Annotated in this window: 22 protein-coding genes; 9 read left to right on the top strand and 13 right to left on the bottom strand. The window is 62.0% G+C overall.

The genetic code is table 11. The features are described from left to right. Position 1 precedes the first annotated feature (1 nt). The 7 genes from BUA15_RS04430 to BUA15_RS04460 all read left to right on the top strand — a co-directional run bounded on the left by BUA15_RS04430 (position 2) and on the right by BUA15_RS04460 (position 6,720). A complete protein-coding gene (locus BUA15_RS04430; RefSeq protein WP_084660516.1) occupies positions 2-3,097 on the top strand; it encodes a molybdopterin-dependent oxidoreductase in 3,096 nt (1,031 codons plus the stop codon). Then, complete coding sequence (locus tag BUA15_RS04435) at positions 3,094-3,987, top strand: TorD/DmsD family molecular chaperone (RefSeq protein ID WP_072714762.1); 894 nt, start codon at positions 3,094-3,096, stop codon at positions 3,985-3,987. Before BUA15_RS04430 ends, BUA15_RS04435 begins: the two co-directional genes overlap by 4 nt. Before the next feature lie 308 nt (positions 3,988-4,295). Next, positions 4,296-4,694, top strand: a complete 399-nt coding sequence (locus BUA15_RS04440; RefSeq protein WP_072714909.1) for a hypothetical protein — start codon at positions 4,296-4,298, stop codon at positions 4,692-4,694. Between the two features lie 11 nt (positions 4,695-4,705). Then, positions 4,706-5,452, top strand: a complete 747-nt coding sequence (locus BUA15_RS04445; RefSeq protein ID WP_072714763.1) for a hypothetical protein — start codon at positions 4,706-4,708, stop codon at positions 5,450-5,452. 25 nt (positions 5,453-5,477) lie between these two features. After that, on the top strand, positions 5,478-5,840 hold the full coding sequence (locus tag BUA15_RS04450) for a heavy-metal-associated domain-containing protein (RefSeq protein ID WP_143149564.1): 363 nt from the start codon (positions 5,478-5,480) through the stop codon (positions 5,838-5,840). 62 nt (positions 5,841-5,902) lie between these two features. Continuing rightward, the gene (locus tag BUA15_RS04455) at positions 5,903-6,250 is read left to right on the top strand and encodes a heavy-metal-associated domain-containing protein (protein ID WP_218587564.1); all 348 of its coding nucleotides are present in this window, start codon (positions 5,903-5,905) and stop codon (positions 6,248-6,250) included. A 2-nt stretch (positions 6,251-6,252) separates the two neighbouring features. Further along, entirely contained in the window at positions 6,253-6,720 is a 468-nt protein-coding gene (locus BUA15_RS04460) for a heavy metal-responsive transcriptional regulator (protein ID WP_072714764.1), read from the top strand. Here BUA15_RS04460 and BUA15_RS04465 read toward each other — a convergent pair. After that, the gene (locus BUA15_RS04465) at positions 6,663-8,441 is read right to left on the bottom strand and encodes a SulP family inorganic anion transporter (RefSeq protein ID WP_245771915.1); all 1,779 of its coding nucleotides are present in this window, start codon (positions 8,439-8,441) and stop codon (positions 6,663-6,665) included. The genes BUA15_RS04460 and BUA15_RS04465 overlap by 58 nt on opposite strands. Positions 8,442-8,609: 168 nt before the next feature. Between BUA15_RS04465 and BUA15_RS04470 the strand changes: the two genes are divergently transcribed. Further along, the gene (locus BUA15_RS04470) at positions 8,610-8,903 is read left to right on the top strand and encodes a hypothetical protein (RefSeq protein WP_072714765.1); all 294 of its coding nucleotides are present in this window, start codon (positions 8,610-8,612) and stop codon (positions 8,901-8,903) included. On the opposite strand, the gene BUA15_RS04475 is transcribed toward BUA15_RS04470, so the two are convergent. The 11 genes from BUA15_RS04475 to BUA15_RS04525 form a co-directional block, all read right to left on the bottom strand. After that, entirely contained in the window at positions 8,900-9,514 is a 615-nt protein-coding gene (locus BUA15_RS04475; protein ID WP_072714766.1) for an SAM-dependent methyltransferase, read from the bottom strand. The genes BUA15_RS04470 and BUA15_RS04475 overlap by 4 nt on opposite strands. Then, complete coding sequence (locus BUA15_RS04480; protein WP_245771916.1) at positions 9,504-9,884, bottom strand: nucleotidyltransferase domain-containing protein; 381 nt, start codon at positions 9,882-9,884, stop codon at positions 9,504-9,506. The genes BUA15_RS04475 and BUA15_RS04480 overlap by 11 nt, the downstream gene beginning before the upstream one ends. After that, on the bottom strand, positions 9,826-10,230 hold the full coding sequence (locus BUA15_RS04485; RefSeq protein ID WP_072714768.1) for a HEPN domain-containing protein: 405 nt from the start codon (positions 10,228-10,230) through the stop codon (positions 9,826-9,828). Before BUA15_RS04485 ends, BUA15_RS04480 begins: the two co-directional genes overlap by 59 nt. Before the next feature lie 64 nt (positions 10,231-10,294). Then, complete coding sequence (locus BUA15_RS04490; protein WP_072714769.1) at positions 10,295-10,717, bottom strand: rhodanese-like domain-containing protein; 423 nt, start codon at positions 10,715-10,717, stop codon at positions 10,295-10,297. 19 nt (positions 10,718-10,736) lie between these two features. Then, positions 10,737-11,093, bottom strand: a complete 357-nt coding sequence (locus tag BUA15_RS04495; RefSeq protein WP_072714770.1) for a rhodanese-like domain-containing protein — start codon at positions 11,091-11,093, stop codon at positions 10,737-10,739. 16 nt (positions 11,094-11,109) lie between these two features. After that, a complete protein-coding gene (locus tag BUA15_RS04500; RefSeq protein ID WP_072714771.1) occupies positions 11,110-11,688 on the bottom strand; it encodes a Tll0287-like domain-containing protein in 579 nt (192 codons plus the stop codon). 20 nt (positions 11,689-11,708) lie between these two features. Continuing rightward, a complete protein-coding gene (trxA, locus tag BUA15_RS04505) occupies positions 11,709-12,041 on the bottom strand; it encodes a thioredoxin (protein ID WP_072714772.1) in 333 nt (110 codons plus the stop codon). Between the two features lie 30 nt (positions 12,042-12,071). Beyond that, positions 12,072-12,869 (bottom strand): sulfite exporter TauE/SafE family protein, encoded by a 798-nt coding sequence (locus tag BUA15_RS04510; RefSeq protein WP_072714773.1) that lies wholly within the window; start codon positions 12,867-12,869, stop codon positions 12,072-12,074. Between the two features lie 81 nt (positions 12,870-12,950). Beyond that, positions 12,951-14,405: an MBL fold metallo-hydrolase gene (locus tag BUA15_RS04515; RefSeq protein ID WP_072714774.1), complete on the bottom strand. Its 1,455-nt coding sequence runs from the start codon at positions 14,403-14,405 to the stop codon at positions 12,951-12,953. Between the two features lie 92 nt (positions 14,406-14,497). Continuing rightward, positions 14,498-15,025, bottom strand: coding sequence for a YeeE/YedE family protein (locus tag BUA15_RS04520; RefSeq protein ID WP_072714775.1), 528 nt, complete (start codon positions 15,023-15,025; stop codon positions 14,498-14,500). A 21-nt stretch (positions 15,026-15,046) separates the two neighbouring features. Then, positions 15,047-15,610: a YeeE/YedE family protein gene (locus BUA15_RS04525; protein ID WP_072714776.1), complete on the bottom strand. Its 564-nt coding sequence runs from the start codon at positions 15,608-15,610 to the stop codon at positions 15,047-15,049. A 186-nt stretch (positions 15,611-15,796) separates the two neighbouring features. On the opposite strand from BUA15_RS04525, the gene BUA15_RS04530 reads away from it, so the two are divergent. Continuing rightward, entirely contained in the window at positions 15,797-16,111 is a 315-nt protein-coding gene (locus tag BUA15_RS04530) for an ArsR/SmtB family transcription factor (RefSeq protein ID WP_072714777.1), read from the top strand. Here BUA15_RS04530 and BUA15_RS04535 read toward each other — a convergent pair. Continuing rightward, positions 16,108-18,633 carry a zinc-dependent metalloprotease gene (locus BUA15_RS04535; protein ID WP_072714778.1) on the bottom strand — a complete coding sequence of 842 codons (2,526 nt, stop codon included), beginning with the start codon at positions 18,631-18,633 and terminating at the stop codon, positions 16,108-16,110. The genes BUA15_RS04530 and BUA15_RS04535 overlap by 4 nt on opposite strands. Between the last annotated feature and the right edge of the window lie 83 nt (positions 18,634-18,716).

Here is an 18,716-nt window from a genome sequence, read left to right on the forward strand (position 1 = left end):
GATGGCTACGACAACCCTGACTCAGCCCAGGTCGCTGCTGGAGCGTCTGCTGCTTCGATTGCAGCAAGCCACAGGCGCTGCAACCGAAACATCGGTTGCCTCCGAGAGGGCGTCGCAAACGTCTACCGAGGCAACGTCCTGGGGACCGCCTCGTTTTGCCGAAACCGACCGGACGCCCGAACCGGTGCAACTGCAAACGGTCGTGCATCCAGACGGCCGCATCAGTCAGTATCCGCCGCCTGACAAATGGGAAGACTGGGTCGAATGGGATGGACAGGCCTGGCCGCGGCGGGTGGCGCGTCGCTACACGCTGGTGCCGACCGTCTGCTTCAACTGCGAGAGCGCCTGTGGACTGCTGGCTTACGTGGATCGGGAGACGCTGGAAATCCGCAAGTTCGAGGGTAACCCGGTGCACCCCGGCAGTCGGGGACGAAACTGTGCCAAAGGGCCGGCCACCATCAACCAGATTTACGACCCGGAGCGCATTCTCTATCCGCTCAAGCGCGTGGGCAAGCGCGGCGAAGGCAAATGGAAACGAATTTCCTGGGAAGAAGCGCTCAATGAGATCGCCGAGAAGATGCGGGAGAGCCGGCTGCGGCGGCGGGATGGGATCATGTACCACGTCGGTCGGCCCGGCGAAGATGGCTATACGAACCGGGTCATTCAGGCCTGGGGCGTGGACGGCCACAACAGCCACACCAACATCTGCTCCTCCAGCGCGCGGCTTGGCTATACGCTCTGGAGCGGTATCGACCGGCCCAGCCCAGACCATGCGCACGCGCGGGTCATCCTGCTGCTGTCCAGCCATCTGGAGACCGGCCACTACTTCAATCCTCATGCCCAGCGGATCATTGAGGGCAAGGAGCGAGGGGCGAAGCTGATTGTGCTAGACCCGCGGCTCTCCAACACGGCTTCTAAGGCCGACATCTGGCTGCCGACCTGGCCGGGCAGTGAGGCCTACGTGCTGCTGGCCTGGGCAAACTATCTGATTCAACAGGATCGCTATGCGAAGGACTTCGTGCGGCGGTGGGTCAACTGGGAAGATACGCTCCAGGCGGTGGCCGAGGGCCAGTTGCCCATTGAGGATGCCGGGCTGCGGGAAGCTATTCGGCAGGCAGCGCCCCGCTTTTCGTTCGAACTCTTTGATCGGCTCCTGAAGCACCTGTACGCTCCCTTCACCCTGGAGCGGGCTGCTCGCGAGGCTCAGGTGCCGGTTGAGCGGCTTCGTGAAGCGGCCGAATACATTGCAGACTGCCAGGGGCGGCTGGCTACCCATAACTGGCGCAGCGCCTCGATAGGCAACCTGGGGGGCTGGCAGATCACGCGCGCGCTGTTCTTCCTGAATGTGCTAACCGGCTCGGTGGGCACAAAAGGTGGAACTGGCCTGAACGCCTGGCACAAGTTTGTCCCGCGTCCCTTTGACGTACCGCCTCCGGGAAATACCTGGAACGACCTGTTGCTGCCGCAGGAATGGCCGCTTGCCTTCTTTGAGATGAGTTTTCTGCTGCCCCACATGCTGCTGGAAGGGCGCGGCACCATCGACGTGTACTTTACGCGCGTGTACAATCCCCTCTGGATCAACCCGGACGGCTTCGTCTGGCTGCAGGCGCTGCTGGACGAGGAAAAAATCCGTTGCCATGTCGCCCTGACACCTACCTGGAATGAGACCGCCTGGTTTGCCGACTACGTGCTGCCCATGGGGCATGCGGGCGAGCGGCACGACCTGATGAGCCAGGAAACCCATGCCGGGCAATGGATTGCCTTCCGCCAGCCTGTTCGGCGCGTGGCAATGGAACGGCTGGGGCATTCGGTGCGCTACACCTACGAAGCCAACCCCGGCGAGGTGTGGGAAGAAAACGAATTCTGGATCGAACTTTCGGCGCGCATGGATCCAGACGGCAGTCTGGGCATCCGGAAGCACTTCGAGAGTCCCTATCGCCCGGGCGAAATTATTACGGTAGAGGAATACTATCGCTGGATCTTTGAAAACCAGGTGCCCGGTCTGCCCGAAGCAGCGGCGAAAGAAGGACTGACGCCGCTGGAATACATGCGCAAGTATGGCTGCTTTGAAGTAAAGCGGGACGTGTACCAGCCCTATGAGCGCGAGGTAGGACCTGAAGACCCCGGCGTCGAGGTTGATGGCGTGCGACGCGCTGGCTTCCCGACTCCCAGCCGTAAGCTGGAGTTCTTCAGCCGCACGCTCTATGAGTGGGGCTGGAAAGAACCGCGCTTTACAATCCCCTGGCCGCTGAAGAGCCACGTCCATCCTGACCAGATCGACCGCTCCCGTGGCGAGATGCTGCTGCTGCCTAACTGGCGGCTGCCTACGCTGATTCATACCCGCAGCGCCAACGCAAAATGGCTGTATGAGCTGAGCCACAAGAATCCCATCTGGATGCATCCTGAAGATGCGGCTCGCATTGGCGTGCGCACGGGCGACCTGGTACGGGTGGAGACGGAAATTGGCTACTTTGTGAACACGGTCTGGGTGACAGAGGGCATCAAGCCCGGCGTCATTGCCATGAGCCACCACCTGGGGCGGTGGCGGTTGAAGCCTGATCTGGGCGTCAATCGCCAGGCGTCTGCCTGGGTAGCACTGGAGGAGACCGGTCCCGGCCAGTACCGGCTGCGCCGGAAAGCCGGAGCGACGCCCTTTGAAAGCTGGGATCCCGACACGCGTCGCATCTGGTGGCAGGAAGTGGGCGTGCATCAGAACCTGACCCATGCGGTGCATCCCGATCCTGTCAGCGGCGCGCACTGCTGGCTTCAGAAAGCCGTGCGCGTAACGCGGGCGCAACCGGGCGATCAGCAGGGAGATGTCTGGGTAGACACCCGACGCTCCATGGAGCTGTACCGCCGCTGGGTAGCGCTCACGCGGCCGGCTGCGCGTTACAGCCCGGACGGCACGCGGCGTCCTTACTGGCTGAAGCGCCCGCTTAAACCCACCCGCGAAGCTTATCGGCTGCCAGATGCGGTCTTTACGCCGGCGGAACCCTATCCATCGCTCGAAGAGGCAGCGTCCCTCATTTCTGAGGATTTCCTGATAGGGCCCCGGCCGACCGATCCCGGGCGGCTCAACGCGGAAACCGACTCATGACCACCTTCGACCCGCAGTTGCTGGCCCAGCTCTATCACCGGCTGGGCCAGCTCCTTCTGGATGGACGGGCGTCCACGATCCGGCAGCTAACGGGCCAGTTGCCGGAGCTGGTCGAGGGCCTTTCAGAAACCGATCCGGAAGCGCTGGCGGCGGCCCACTATCACGTCCTGGGGCGCGAAGTGCCGCCCTACGCCAGCCTGTTCTGCGAGGTGGATCGACGCATCGGCGGGCAGACAACCGAACACTACCAGCGCCTGTATCGGGCGGCCGGATTTACGCTGGATCCTCGCCAGGAACCAGCCGACCATCTTGGACAGATCCTGCATTTCCTGGGCTTCTGTCTGGAGCAGGAACGCCCGGAACGTCAGGAAGCAGCCCGCCAGCTTCTGCACGGCGAAGGACTGGCATGGCTACCGGTTTTTGCATTTGCGGTGGCGCGTCAGCAGATTCCTTTTATGGATCGGGTAGTGGGGTTGGTTACCGAACTGATCCAGGCCCATCAGACCCTCCTATCTCCCCCTGCGCGAAGAGCGTCGTTGCCATGGCCTGATCCGGCTGTGCCCGGGCCTGAAGCAGGTCTGGCTCAGTTGGCTGCGTATCTGACCACGCCGGTTCGGTGTGGGTGCTATCTGAGTTTGGCCGATCTGCAACAGATAGGACGCCAGGTAGGCCTTCCGGTGGGCGTTGGCCCGCGCGTGCAGGTGCTGGAAACGTTGCTCCATACGGCTGCTCTGCATGGCCGGGCTCGTGCGTTGCTGGAAGCCCTGCTAGCCCTGGTCGAAGCGTGGCGGCAATACCTGGCAACCTGTGCGGACAAAGTAGGTGTCTGGCGTGAACGCCTGGAAGCTACCCGAAGACTTTTGCAGGCTGCCTGGGAGACGCTGGACTGAACGGGCTTTGGTTGCGTGAAGAACCTGGCAGTTAACTGCAAAGCGTACTACCTGGCCTTCCCCGTTGAATATAAAGGGCCCCGGCTTGAATTCTGGTTGCAGGTGTCCGACAGGACGTGTCTGCCTGGAGACCGGAGATAACGTTGCCCTCTAGCAAAGCGGACCGGCACATACCGTCCAGAGGGCGGTGGCCGTGGGAGTAGAGGCTGGAAAGGCAGTGCTGATTGACGCAGGTTTTCGGATCGGTGTTGCAGGGACGTCTGGCAGATAGATGGGATAACGTTGTGCTTTCGGGCCGTTTTGATGGCATGCGCCTGCCTGTTTCCTCCTGGCGAGAGCGGATGATCGGCGTGCTGACGCTCTTTACGTCGGGCGGTACGCTGATCTGCTGCGCGTTGCCGGCTGCGCTGGCGGCGCTGGCCGGTGGAGCCGCCGTGGCCTCGCTGGTATCGGCGTTTCCCTGGCTGATTCCTCTTTCGCAGCAAAAAGACTGGATCTTTCTGGGAGCCGGCGGACTGCTGCTGCTCAACGGGCTGCTGGTGTTTCGTCCGCAGAGCCGGCTGGCCTGTCGGATAGCCGGCGGCACCGGGTGCCAGGTGGCCGGACGCTTTACCCGCCTGACGTTCTGGGTAGCGCTGGGGATGTACAGCATCGGGGCCTTCTTTGCCTATGCGTTGACCCCCCTACTGCGCTGGCTGGAAAGCTGACGGTGACCAGGATGAAGCGCCTTCTGCCACAGATCATGGGTGGTCTGCTGGGATGGATGCTGGCCGGGTTCGGTCTGGACGGTCTGGCGCAGCCGCTTCCTCCTTTTCGCCATGAGCCTATTTTCGGACTGGGACCCCGAACGATCTGGCAGGGCGGCTGGGGGATTGAAGTCGGGGTGGACCGAAATCGGACGGTGCGGGCCGACCAGTGGCGGCTGGAATATGAAGTGCTCTACGGGCTGACCGTCAACTGGGCGACCACGCTTGTTCTGGAACAACCTGTTGATGGAGCGCCCGTGGATGTCTCGGTGCGCACCAAGTATCGGTTCTTCCGTCGGGATGTGCGCGGCGGGGTCTACCATGCCGCAGTACTGGGTGGGTTGGTGCTGGCAGAAGGTGCAGGCGCGCCAGAGGCTGTCCTGCTGGGACTTTCGGCCGCCTATGAAGGGCGGCGCTGGCTGCTATTCCTGACCGGACGGCAGCGGTTGGGCCAGCGGCCCGTGACGCGCTACGACGTGGCGCTGGGCGTGCGCCCCGTCCGAACCGGTTACTACCAACCCGACCTGGTGGTGATGGCCGAGGTGAACGGCCAGCTCTTTCGAGATCCCGTAGACCATCGCATGCTGGCCGCCGTCGGTCTGTGGCTGACCTACCGGAACTGGGCCTTTAAACCGGGAATCCAGTGGCCGCTATATCGCAGCCGAGGCGTAGAACCGCTCCGGTCCCGATGGGTCGGATCCATCGAAGTTCATTTTTAGCCCGATAACCAGATCGGAAAGAACGATGCGACTGCGTTTCCGCGTTGCTTCTGGCCTGTTAGTGCTATGGATGGGCGTAGGATTCTTACCAGCGCAGGGGCAGACCCGGGTGCCGGTGCCGGACGCCATCCTGTACGTCAAAGGCCTGGCCTGTCCGTACTGCGCCTATGGGCTGGAAAAGAAGCTGAAGCAACTTTCTATGGTTCGAGAAATTGAGGTGCAGATGGACGAAGGCCGGGTGCTGGTGGCCTTTCGGAAAGGACAGCGTCCCGACCCTGCTGCGTTTGAGGCCCTGGTTGCCCGCGTAGTGAAAGAAGCCGGATTCACCTTGGAGAAGGTGGAATATCCAGCCCGGCAGAACCTTTCTCGAAGGAAAGGCGGATCATGAAGCAGAGGCAAGCGTAAGGCAGGGAAAATCGCTTTTCTTCATCACCCATTCACGGAGGAGCCATGATGGTACGAATGCTTTCGCTTGCGGCCTTGCTGATGTGGCTGGGCGGGGTTGCCTATGCCCAGGAGAAGGAGACTGCTGCGCCGGACACCCTGAAGGCCGATGCAGTGATCTACATGAAAGGATTGACCTGTGAGATGTGCGCCCGCAGCGTATCGGTGGCGCTGCAGCGGGTCGAGGGAGTGGCCGACGTGCAGGTTTTTCTGGAGAAGCCGCAGCGGGCCTTGCTTACGCTGAAGGAAGACGCGCAGGTGAGCGAAAAGGCGCTGCGCACGGCCGTTGAAAAAGCCGGGTTTGAAGTCGAAGGAGTGCGCCTTCGCGGAAAGAAAAAGAAAGGCTCGTCTTAAGCATGCCGCGGGGGCTGACCCGGGGCGAGCTGGCCCGACGGGCGGGCGTTCGTCCCTCCACAATCCGCTACTACGAGGCCCAGGGATTGTTGCCCGCGCCGGCCCGGACATCGCGCGGCTACCGCATCTATACGGAGGAATATGTCGCGCGCCTGCGGTTTATTCGGCGGGCCCAGGCCCTGGGTTTTTCGCTGCGTACCATTCGGGAGCTCCTTGAGGTGGCGGCTGCAGGGAAAGAAACGGCAGCGATTGTCCGCCAGCAAGCCCTGCGGCACTTGCAAGAGGTGCGTCAGCGCCTTCAGGACTTGCAGCGGCTTGAGCAGGTATTGTCGCAACTGGTGGCCGCCTGCTTGGCGCGCCAGGAGGAAGGGTGTCCGATTTTGGAGGCCTTGCGAGCTGACGCTCCGCTCCCTTATGCGTCGGACCTCTCCGAAGCGGAGGCCTCGGCGCCTGGTACTTCTTTAAGGTAGGTGTCGGCCTGGCCCCATTGCCGCAGGATATGCAGGACTGCCCGGTGCGGGCTGAGGAAGAAGTGGTCTGCTCCCAGTTGGTCCACCAGGTGGCTCCGGCGCATGGTTTCCAGGACGGGTTCCTTAACGCCGGCAAAGTAGAGGGTCACTCCCTGTTCCTGAAGGATGCGGGCCGTTTCTTTGAGGGTGGCTGCGGCTGTGGTGTCTAGGTCGTTAATCGAAGAAGCATCCAGAATGACGGCTCGGATGGAGGGATCGTCGCGCGTGCGGGAAAGCAGCAGATCCTGCAAAAAGTCGGCATTGGCAAACGAAAACGACGCATCGATGCGCAGCAGGAGCAGTCCGGGAATGGGACGCGCTTCGGGATGATGGCGCATATCCCGAAATGACCGCGTGCCGGGCAGGTGGCCCAGTTCAGCTACGTTAGGACGGCTGATGCGATACATGATGGCTATGACCGAGGCCGCGATGCCGCTGAGCACGCCCTCCTGCACGCCCAGCAGCAAGGTGATGGCAAAGGTGAGCAGGGCGATGGCTCCGTCGGTGCGTTTGATGCGCCAGAGCGCGTGCAACCCGCGCAAATCCAGCAGGCCTACCGCGGCCACGATGATAATCGCCGCCAGGGCAGGTACGGGGAGGTAATAAAACCAGGGCGTGAAGAAAAGCAGCGTCAGGGCAACCACGCTGGCTGCAATGACATTGCTCAGCGGCGTGCGCGCTCCGGCCTGGGCATTCACGGCCGTTCGGGAGAAGCTACCAGAGACGGGCAGGCTCTGAAAAAAGCTGCCGGCCAGATTGGCGGCGCCCAGCGCGAAGAGTTCCCGGTTGGGACGAATGCTGTAGCGGTAGCGGGCAGCAAACGCTTTGCCCAGCGTGATGACGCTCATGAACTGCACCAGGGCCAGCGTCAGTGCCGTGGGAAAAAGCGATCCGAGCGCGGAAAAGTTGATTTCGGGCAGTGACCAGGTGGGCAGACCCCGGGGAATTTCACCAACGATGGCGACGCCTGTCTGCTCCAGCCGAAACAGCCACACCAGCAGCGTGGTCAGCAGCACCACAACCAGGGCGGCCGGCACGCGGGGCGCGTAGCGTTGCAGTCCAATCAACACCAGAATAGCGCCCAGGCCCAGCAGCAGGGTTGGCCAGTGGATGGCAGACAGATGGGTCAGCGCCTCCCAGAGTAGCCGATGTGGAGGAGCGCCGCGGGACAGAGACAGGCCCAGCAAGCTACCGAGCTGGCTGAAGGCAATGATGAGTGCAGCCGCCGACATGAAACCCGTCAGCACGGGACGGGAAAGCAGGTTGACCAGAAAGCCCAGGCGTGCCATGCCCATGATGAGCTGTAAGGCACCCACCAGGGCCGTCAGCAGAAGTACCAGCGCAAGATAGCGGGGCGATCCCGGCGAGGCCAGCGGAGTCAGACCGGCTGCCACAATAAGCATATCAATGGCAATAATGCCAGCGGCCAGATGGCGCGAAGTGCCCAGCAGGGCATACACCACCAGCGGGACCAGCGAAGCATACAGTCCATAGACAGGCGGAACCCCGGCCAGCAGCGCGTAGGCCATGCTCTGCGGAATGAGCATAATGCCGACGGTCAGACCGGCTGTCAGATCACCGCGAAAATAGGCTGCCTGGTAGTTGCGCAGCCAGGTTGCCGCCGGAACGAGCCGTTGCAGCCACGAACTATAAGCAACCGAGCGAAGCGAACGCGGCATCATCCTGTCTCATGGAAGTCCGGCCGGGCCTTACTGCCCGTTAAGGTAACAAAGATAATAACATGTGATAACAATTGCACGACAAAAACATTTCTGGCGTTTGAACCTGCGCGTCACGGTTCCGTTGCACAGTGATGAGGAAAAATGGCGACGGCTACTCGGGGCGGAGCCATGTTGGTGCTTTTTCGACGCGCGCAGGATCCGATAGCAGACGACATTGAGGAGCAACTGCGGGAGCTGGTGCTGGCGCATCGCGTGGTTCGGGTAGACAAGGCCGGGCGCCTGCCAGATGGGACCCTGCCAACGGCCTGGCCAGTGCTGGTCGAAGGTCGTAGCGCGCGTTATGAGGGGGCGAAAGCTATTCGGGCCTTTCTGGAGGAGCTGGCGCATGAGGTGCGGCTTAACCGGCAGTTTCAGGCGGACGCCTGCTATCTGGATCCTGACGACCCCTCCTGCTGTCTTTAATCCATGCGCTGCTGCCAGACCAGGCGTACCGTAGCGGCTGGACCCTGGTGGCCGGGGCCTTCGTGCAGCACTGGCGTTGCGTTTTCCAGCAGATGGAAGCCTTCGGGCGCGAAGTGCTGGCGGAGCTCGTCGGCGGTTACCATCCAGGTCGGGTCGGGCGGGCCACCACTGGGGTAGCCTTCGATGCGCTGCTCGGGCCGGAACCACTCAGCGATCAGGTACCCTTTGGGGCGCAGTATGCGGTGGACCAGAGCGTAGAGGATCGGGCGCGCCTCAGGCGGTAGATGCAGAAAGGTGATTACCACAGCATCCCAGGTGCGGTCAGGCTGCCAGCGAGTAACGTCGGCCTGGACCGTATCGACCGTTACACCCGCCTGCGTTGCCAGCTGGCGGGTTTTTTCCAGCCCGATCTCGGCGTAGTCGAGTGCTGTTACGCAAAAGCCCTGTCGGGCCAGCCAGACGGCATTCCGTCCCTCACCGGCGCCCAGCTCGATCACTTCGGCGCCGGGGCGGAGGTAGCGGGGGATGGTTTCCGCTATAAAAGCGTTGGGCGCGGTGCCATAGAAGAAGTCGGGGCTGGCAAATCGCTGGTTCCAGCGTTCAGGGTGCATCGTCGCACAGCGTGTTGAGGGGAATGCGGGACCACAGTACCCGGCCGGTCTGGAGCGCCGTCTGGGCCAGAGGTTGGCCGTTCCGAATTTCGTCGAGGGTGTAGGGAAAAAGGTCTAGGTCTACCGGAAACGTGGCAGGCAGATATGCGTCGATCCGCTTCAGGAAGGGTTGTTCGCTGGCGCGCAGCACAACGAGTAGATCCACGTCGCTGCCTATGCCGGCTTCGCCGCGTGCCCATGAACCAAAACAGACAACGGCCAGCACCTCTTCCCGTTGTCGGAGGGTTTCGGCCAGCGTCTGCAGGGCTGCTTCAACCTGAGGTCGGTCCAGTGAGAAGACCGTGACTGAACCGTAGGATCGCTTCTGCACAGCGGATGGCATGTTCGGCTTCCGGGCGGGTGAAAAATTCCGTGGGAGCCCCTTCGGCCAGTCCGTTGGGATGCCGGGTGGGAATGTAGAGCTTGTCCAGCGTTTTGGCGGCATTCAGGAGGGCTTCTTCGATAGAGAGCCCCTGGTCCTCGAGGGCCTGCAGCATGCGGGTTACGGAATGCCCCCAGGCTTGCTGTCCGCGTTGCTCAAAGACCGCCTTGAGGGCTTTTTCTGCCGCCTGCTGGGCGGCGAAGCAGGCCCATTCAAAATCTTCATCTGCAAGGGCATGGCGAGCGTGGCGCAGGTCGGCCTCGGCCTGTACCCACCAGTCACGGGCGCGTTGCATAAGACGGCGACATTTGCGGGCAACAGCTGATTTGGACCAGCCGTTGCCCGCAAACGTTCCGCCTCTATTCGACAGCGGCGCCGGCGCGGGCCAGGTCGTTGAAGCCGCCGATGTTGTAAAGCTTCCGGAAGCCCATGTCCCGGAGGATTTCGGCGGCGCGTTGACTCCGGCGGCCCGAGCGGCAGTAAAGATACACGGGCGCGTTGGGATCCAGGTTCAGCGCCTGGATGCGCTCCCGGAAGTCGGCAGCCAGTACGTTAACGTTCCGCGCGCCTTTCAGGTGACCTTGTGCGAATTCTTCGGGCGTGCGCACGTCGAGGATGACGGCCTCCGGGGTATACCGGGCCAGGAATTCCTCCGCCGATAGCCGCACAATGACGGCAGGGTTGGCCTGCTCCGTGGCCGGAGCGCTTTGCGTGGAAGCACGCTGCGGCGTGCAGGCCTGCAAGCCAGGAAGTAGCAGCAGCAACAGTAGGAGCAAACGCATAGGGCTTCTTCGGGGATTTTTAGCGTTCGATTTCGGCGCCAGCCTGAACCAGGGCTTTGAGGCTGCCGATATTGTACGCCTCAAGGCCGCGTTCGCGCAGCAACCGCGTGGCGTATTCGCTGCGGTTGCCGGAGCGGCAGTAGAGATAATAGGTACGGTCTGGGCGCAGGCGTGCAATTTTTTCCGGAAAGTCCGGGGCGCTGACGTCAAGGTTCCGCGCGCCTTTCAGGTGACCTTGTGCGAATTCTTCGGGCGTGCGCACGTCGATCACCACGTCTTCCGGGCGACGTCGGTGCAGGAAGACTTCCGGTCGCAGTTGATCCGGCCGGGTATGGCCGGGCGTTGGGCGCAGTCGTTCAAACAGTCGGGTCCACATGGTTGGTTTTCAACGGTTAGGGGTTATGGTTGGTGCGTTGCCACAGCGTGTCCGGCACAAAGACACTGTAGAGGCCCCGCAGGTCGCCGGGCTGAAAGTTGTAAGCGCGGTCATCCGGATAGCGCTGGACGATAAAGTCCGGGCGTTTTTCACGCGGGCCGTGGCAGGCCAGGCATTGCGGGCGCACGGTAATGCGGCGCAGGTAGCGCCAGCCGGGGGTGCCGTTCCAGGTGGCCCGTACCCAGAGGCTGTCGAGCGTAGGATCCGCTTCGAAGCGCGCGAAAAGCGCGGCAGCCTGGCTGTCTGGCCGGTGGGCTGGATTCCGGTATTTCACGGCCAGCTGTTGCACGACCCATCCGTGCTGCGCTGCCAGCCGGCGCGCCTGCTGCCCGACAGGCCGACAGACGCGGTTGAACGTCGCCTCGTTGATGGTTTCCTCGGCCGTGATGGTCTGGGCCAGGCTGGCCCGCAGCGCATCCAGCGCTCGAATGGCGTCTGCTACCTGCTGCCGGATCGGTTCAGGTGGCGCCTGCGGGGGCGTGCTCATGCGGCACGCGCTCAGCAGCAGGGCGGCTATCAGGACGACCGCGCGCATGATGCTATCCTCGGGTTGGATCAGGATGCAGTTGGCTCCGGTACATGCCGGTGAAGCCACTGGCGCACTGCCGGTTCTGGCAGGGCGCCGACGAACTCATCGACCACCTGGCCGTTGCGAAACAGTTTCACGGTCGGAATACCCCGCACCTGGTAATGCAGGGCCAGTTCGGGGTGCTGGTCGGTGTTGATTTTGACCAACCGCCAGGCCCCCTTGCTTTCACGAGCCAGTTTTTCTAGCACAGGCCCCAGGATGCGGCAGGGGCCGCACCAGGGCGCCCAGAAGTCAACCACTACAGGCTTTTCGTGGCTCTTTTCAATCACCTCTTTGTGAAAGAATTCCGGAAGCGTCATGGCTGTTTTTTCTGGTTGGATTAATGCATGTTAACCCGTCAGCACGCTCAGATTCTGATAGAGAATCCAGAGTCCCATCAGAATAAGAAAAATGGCAAAGCCGCGTTGCAGGCGTTGCTGGGGGATGCGCGCGCCAATCCAGTTGCCGACGAATGACCCGGCAATACCGACGGCCGCGAAGAGACCCACCAGTTTCCAGTTGACGGCCAGCCCCATTGAGGCCAGAACGTCCAGATACTTCAGGTAGCCGGCCACGCTTTTGAGCGCAATGATCACTAGGCTGGTGCCGACAGCCCGGCGCATGTCGAGCCCGCCCAGGAGCACCAGGGCCGGCACAATCAGGAAGCCGCCGCCGACCCCGACCAGGCCGGTCAGCACGCCCACACTGATGCCTTCGAGCATGATTTTCCAGGCAGCATGTGGAGGAGCCGCTACCACACTGCTGGCCGCAGGCGTCAGCGGCGAAGCACCTGGGCGGCGCCCCCGGTACATGAGGATAGCCGCCAGCAACATTACGCCTGCGAACAGGACAAGCTGCACCGGGCCAGAGACAAAGCGCGACAGCCAGGCCCCTCCGTAGGTCCCGATAATACCGGGAATGCCAAAAAACAGGACGCTTCGCCAGTCGATGGCTTGCTGGCGGGCATACGGGAGGGCACCGGCGGCTGCGATAGCCGCCACAATGCCCAGGCTTTCTGCAATGGCCACCTTGTCAGGTTCTCCCACCAGGTACACCAGCACCGGGACGGTTAGAATGCTCCCGCCGGAGCCGAGCAGGCCCAGCGACAGCCCGATAAGCACCGCTCCGCTTAGCGCAATCCACCACATAGGTCGTTTTGCTAAGGATTGATGAAGTAGCGATAGCCTATAAGCCGCGGGGCCGCTCCTTTGGAGCGGCCCCGCCAGGCATCAGGCCGTAACAGCGGCCCCTTCTTCGACGGGGCCCAGACGTCGATAGTTGGCAAAGTCGTCAATGACGTACTGAACCTCGTAGCCCTGGGCGGCCAGGAAGGAAGCCGCCGCTGCGCTCCGCGCGCCAGAGACGCAGTGCACCAGCAGGGTCCGGTCCCGTGGAATTCGGTCCAGGTATTCTGGCAGTCGGGTATACGAGGCGTTGATGGCGCCCGGAATGTGGCCGGCTTCGTATTCGGACGCGTAGCGTACGTCTATGATGGCCACGTTGGGCTGCGTGCGCATCTGCGCTACCTCCTCGAAGGAAATGATCGGAATCGAAGCCCGGGCACCGCCCTCGTTGAAGTAGCGGGTAAGCGTCTCCGGAGTTACGAACGCTTCGATGCGGTCATAGCCGATGCGGACCAGGTCCCGCACCGCCTGCTCGACATCCTCTTCGTCGATGATCAGCACCAGCGGAGTCTGATCGTCTGCGACCAGCGAGCCAACAACGGTGTTAAAGCTCTTATTAAAGGGCGCGTAGAGGGCGCCGGGCAAATGAGCCCGCATGAAGGCTTCGCGGTCCAGGCGCGTGTCAATGAAGGTCACCTCGCCGGCCTGCACCAGCCGCTCCAGTTCAGCGACCGAGAGCTGCTGGGGAGCAGGGAGACGCCCCAGCAGAGGAACGCCGTCGCGGTTGTACACTTTCATGCGGGCGTAGTAGAGCGGGGGTTCCGGCTGGCCGCTCAGGATGGATTGGACGAACGCCTCTTCGCCCTCGCGGGCCGGGGCCAGGGAAGCGTTGAATCGCTTTTCGTAACCAACGGTCGATTCCGGAACCGCCCCCAGCGCCTTGCCACAGGAGGATCCGGCTCCATGGCCGGGCCAGACCTGCAGATAGTCCGGCAACTCCAGGAAGCGCAGCGCCGATCGGTACAGCCGACGCGCGGACGGATCCTTCATGCCCGCAATTTTAGCCGCCGATTCGAGCAGGTCCGGTCGCCCCAGATCCCCTACAAACACAAAATCACCCGTGACCATACCCATGGGGTCTGTGGCGCCGCCGCCTCTGTCGGTCACCAGATAGCACATGTGCTCGGGCGTATGGCCGGGCGTGTGGACGGCCTTGAATTCAATGTTGCCGATTGTGAAGGTGTCGCCGTCGCGCAGGAAGGTGACGTCGTAGTTGCCCTGTTTGGCCCAGTTTGAGGCCCAGCCGTCCGCTTCGCCTTCGGCCGAGAGGTAGAGCTTCACGCCCAGCCGTTCGGCAAACTCCCGGGCACCCGACAGAAAATCGGCGTGGATGTGGGTTTCGGCTACTGCCACGATGCGCAACCCTTCTTCTTCGGCTAGCCGCAGGTACTGGTCGATGTCGCGTTCCGGATCGATGACAATGGCTTCTTTGGTTTGCTGACAGCCTATCAGGTAGGCGTACTGCGCCAGCTTGGGGTCGAAAATCTGTCGGAAAAGCATAGGACGTTGCAGGTTTGGTTTTACATGTTATAACAAGATGGTATACAGACTTACTGAGAATATCCAGGGTTTTCGTGGATTGAGGCAAGGCGTCAGTGTGGCAGGCGAGGGCGCAGGGCAGCGTAGGCCCAGGTGCCCAGCATGGCGCTGAGCAGTCCTACGATCATGACCGTGAGGCCGCTGCCCAGTAGGGCGAACATAGGTCCCGGGCAGGCGCCCAGCAGCGCCCATCCCAGGCCGAAGATGGTGCCACCCAGCCAGTAGCGAATGCCTTTGTGGCCCCACTCTTTGGGTTGAATCTCAATAGGCTCTCCGTGGATGGTTTTCAGGTGCAGCCGTTTGATCAGTTGCACCGACAGGCCGGCAACCAGGACGGCGGAGCCAATGATACCATACATGTGGAAGCTCTGGAAGCGAAACATCTCCTGGATGCGAAACCAGGAGGCCACTTCACTTTTGATCAGCACGATGCCAAAGAAGATGCCTACCAGCAGGTAAGCCAGCAGGCTGCCGGGGCGGTTGCCGGTTTCGAGCGCCTGTGCTTCGTAATCCGGCGCGACCTGTTCGACGTCGATGCAGGCCTCCGGCGTGCGTTCACGTATCAGTTCCGCTTCAGCCATGGCGTGTTTCGGGGTTTGGGGTTAAAGCAACAGGGGGAGGATCAGGTAGGTAGCGATCAGGCCGCCGATAAAAAAGCCGATGACGGCTACGAGGGAGGGTAGTTGCAGGTCGGCAAGCCCCATGATCGCATGTCCCGACGTGCAGCCGCCGGCGTATCGGGCGCCAAAGCCGATCAGAAAGCCACCGAGCACCACCATGACCAGCCCGGGCAGGGTGGTCAGCCCCTTCCAGCTAAAGAATTCCGTGGGCACCAGACCCCGGAAGTCTGAAATGCCGAGCGCGGCCAGGTCGGCTCGGGTGGCCTCGGAAATATGCACGTAGGGATCAGGGGAGGCCAGCAAGGTGGACGCAATCCAGCCGCCGAGCAGGATGCCCAGCGCAAAGGTCAGGTTCCACAGGCCCCGTCGTTTCCAGTCGTAGCGCAGAAACTCCAGGCGGGTTGGCAGGATGGCAGCGCACAGGTGGCGCAGGTTGGCCGATACGCCGAACGACTTACCACCGATCAACAGCAGCAGTGGAACGATCAGGCCTATCAGCGGTCCCGCCACGTACCAGGGCCATGGTTGTGAGAGCCATTCCAGCATAGTCGTTGTGGGTTGATGAACGATTCGGCCGAGTAAACAACTTTTTAGTTATGTTGTTTCCAGGTAAGACTCCTTTTCACAGTCAAAGTAATGTGGATGGTTGCGTGAAAAGGAATATGGGTTGCTTCGGAACCAATATAACCAAAGAGTGATTTATGAGGCAAGTTTTACGGGAGGTGTTGTCCGATGGAGACCTTGATTCCGCGTTCAAAGCTGCGCGAGGTTGCCCGGCGATTTCGGTTGCTGGGCGATCCGGTACGTCTGGAAATTCTGAACCTGCTCCACGTGCACGGAGAGCTGACTGTGCAGGAGCTGGTAGCAGCCACCGGGCAGAGCCAGGCCAATATCAGCAAACATTTGAAGCTGCTGCGGGAAGCCGGTCTGGTTACCCGGCGGCAGGATGGACTCTATGCCTATTATCGGATCAACGATCCGATGCTGGCCGCGCTGTGCGTACTGGTGTGCAGTCAGGTGCAGGCCGTTGTGGAGACCACAGATTAAGGAAGCCCCAGAGCGCAGCCGGTCCAATCCATTGCCCGAAGTAACTGGCGAGGCGGTTGGAGCACCGGGTCCAGCAGGCCGATAGGAGCTCCCGGAGGAAGTTCCAGGCGAGGGAACGTAGGTGCTTCGGGCGTAAAGGTGCGATTCAAGAAGCGTAAGATCCAGGCGCGGTGGTAGCGACGGTGAGCACGCGTAGCCGCATCGGGTCCGGGATGCTGCGCGAGCCAGTCGGCCAGCGTCTGCAGGTGGGCTTCCAGCTCGACGCGCACGTCGATGGGCGTCTGATGATCCTGCACGCGTTCGAGCAGACCGGCGGTCCAGGCCGTTTGAACGACGCGCTGCAAATGCGCCTCGTAAGGGTCGTCGGGGATAGCGGCCTGCCAGACGCGTCGGGTTATCTGGTGGAGCACTTCCGTCAGGGAGGGCAGCTCAGGGTTAACGAATACCTGGTAGCGCAGGCGGCTCAGGCGTTCGGGTTGCAATAGTAAATCGAACACCTGGCGGGCAGCTGCTTCGGCAGGAGCGATGGGATCGAAGAGCGGAGCCGTCCGGCGGGCGAACAGTTCGCGATGGGGCGGGTAGCCCGGGGGGCGGGGCGGAATAAGGGTGCGAAGCGATGCAGGAAGTCGCAGCGTGGCGGGCTGCACAATGGTAAGGAGCGCGTTCAACGCAGCACGCTGCGTGGCGCCGGGTACAGGGCGGACAATTGGCGCGTCGGGCATTGCTTCGGAGCGGAGGGCGTACGTGTAGAAGGCCCCGCCGATCAGTTTGACGGTGGCTTCTGTCTGGTATCGGTGCCACAGGTAGATCGGAACCAGCACCTCTTCGAGAGTGGCCAGTGGACGTCCTGCGCGCAGGTTGTGCAGGCCAAAGCGCTCCAGGGCAATCTGGCGCACCCGGAGCTCTCGGTGCAGCGCTTCGACCGCGTCGGTGCCGTTGTCCCAGAGGTGGGCCAGCGGATGCGCTCCGCCGGGAGGCCGCGCGTCGGCGTCCGTTATGAAGTGCAGGCCCTGTCGGGTTGCTTCTTCGAGGATTGCTTCCAGCGCAGCCGTTTCGTCGGTGCCCGGTGGAAACTGGCTATAGCCATAGCGAATGGCTACTTTGTCCCAGGCGCCGATGCCGGTATCATAGGCCTCCGAGACGTCCAGGGAGCCGTCAGCGCGCACGCGCACGTACGGAGCCGGATAGTCCATGACCGAAGCGCGGTCGTTCACCGAGGCGGCAAAGTTATGCTGCAGCCCCAGAGTGTGTCCGACTTCGTGCGCAGCCAGTTGGCGAATGCGTGCCAGAGCCAGTTGCAGCATGGGATCGGCTTGGGGCGGGTAGCCCTGCGCGTGGGCGCTGTCGTAGGGCGCCAGCAGTCCTTCAAAAATCAGGTAGTCCTGACGGATGCGCAGGGAGCCCAGCGTGACATGCCCCTTAATGATTTCGCCGGTCCGTGGGTCGATAATTGTGCGGCCATAGCTCCAGCCGCGGGTCGCCCGATGCACCCACTGGATGACGTTGTAGCGCACGTCGAGTGGATCGGCGGTATCGGGCAAGAGTTCGACGCGGAACGCATTGCGGAAACCAGCTGCCTCAAATGCTTCAGCCCACCAGGAAGCCCCTTCGATTAGCGCCTGCCGAATGGGCTCAGGCGCTCCGGGGTCTACGTAGTACACAATGGGCTTCACCGGCTCGCTGACCGGCGCGTGGGGGTCTTTCTTCTGGAGCCGGTGCCGGACGATCCAGCGGCGGGCCAGGGGTTCGCCTACAGGGCTCGTGTAGTCATAAAAAGTGAGATGAAAGAAACCGCTGCGCGGATCATGCAGGCGGGGTTGGTAGCCCGGTGGCGGCAGGGCCACAAACATCAGGCGCTGGCGCAGCGTGACGTGCTCGGGAACGGCCGCTACCTGCCGCACAAAACGGCCCGGCTGATCACTGGAGAAAGTAAGCAGCGCGTCGATCACAATGTTTTGAGGAAAGGCTTTGACCGCTTCAAACAGAATCGTGCTCCGGTCGCGATCCAGGCGAAACGTGCCCTGGCGGGTCCGCCGCAGGCGGCCGACCACGTCCATCGCGTCGTGCAGCGCAAAGTCGGTTGCATCCACCAGAAAGCGATTTCCCTGACGGGCTACGACCGGAAAACGCCAGAGCACCGCGGCCGCAAAGGCCTCTTCGACGGCCCGCTGGGCCGGCGCGTCTCCGGTAAGGGCGCGGTAGGTCAGGTTAGGGGCATAGAGCAGGATCTGGTTGCCGGTGCGCCGAAATTGTACGACACGCTCTTCGCCAAAAAGTCCGCGGTCCAGCCCTACGTCGTTAGAGCCCAGTCCTGCCGGCAGGGCTGGAACCAGCAGCAGCGATGCCTCAGAGGGGACGACTTCCAGGTAGAGCTTGCCGTTCAACGTGTCCACGTGCACTGTAAGCAACCCCTCATGACGCACCATGCCCTGGGTGAAGGTGTCGATATTCGGCAGTTCCTGGGCAAAGAGCAGGGATGTCCAGAGCGCAGGTAGCGCCAGCAGTAAAAAGCGGTGCCGCATCGCTTTTCCTGGGGATTTATAAACGGCCTGACTCTGCATCAAAATAGCAAATTCTGTATTTTCTGAAAGCGCTTTTTGTTAAC

Source organism: Rhodothermus profundi (assembly GCF_900142415.1).
GTDB lineage: Bacteria > Bacteroidota > Rhodothermia > Rhodothermales > Rhodothermaceae > Rhodothermus > Rhodothermus profundi.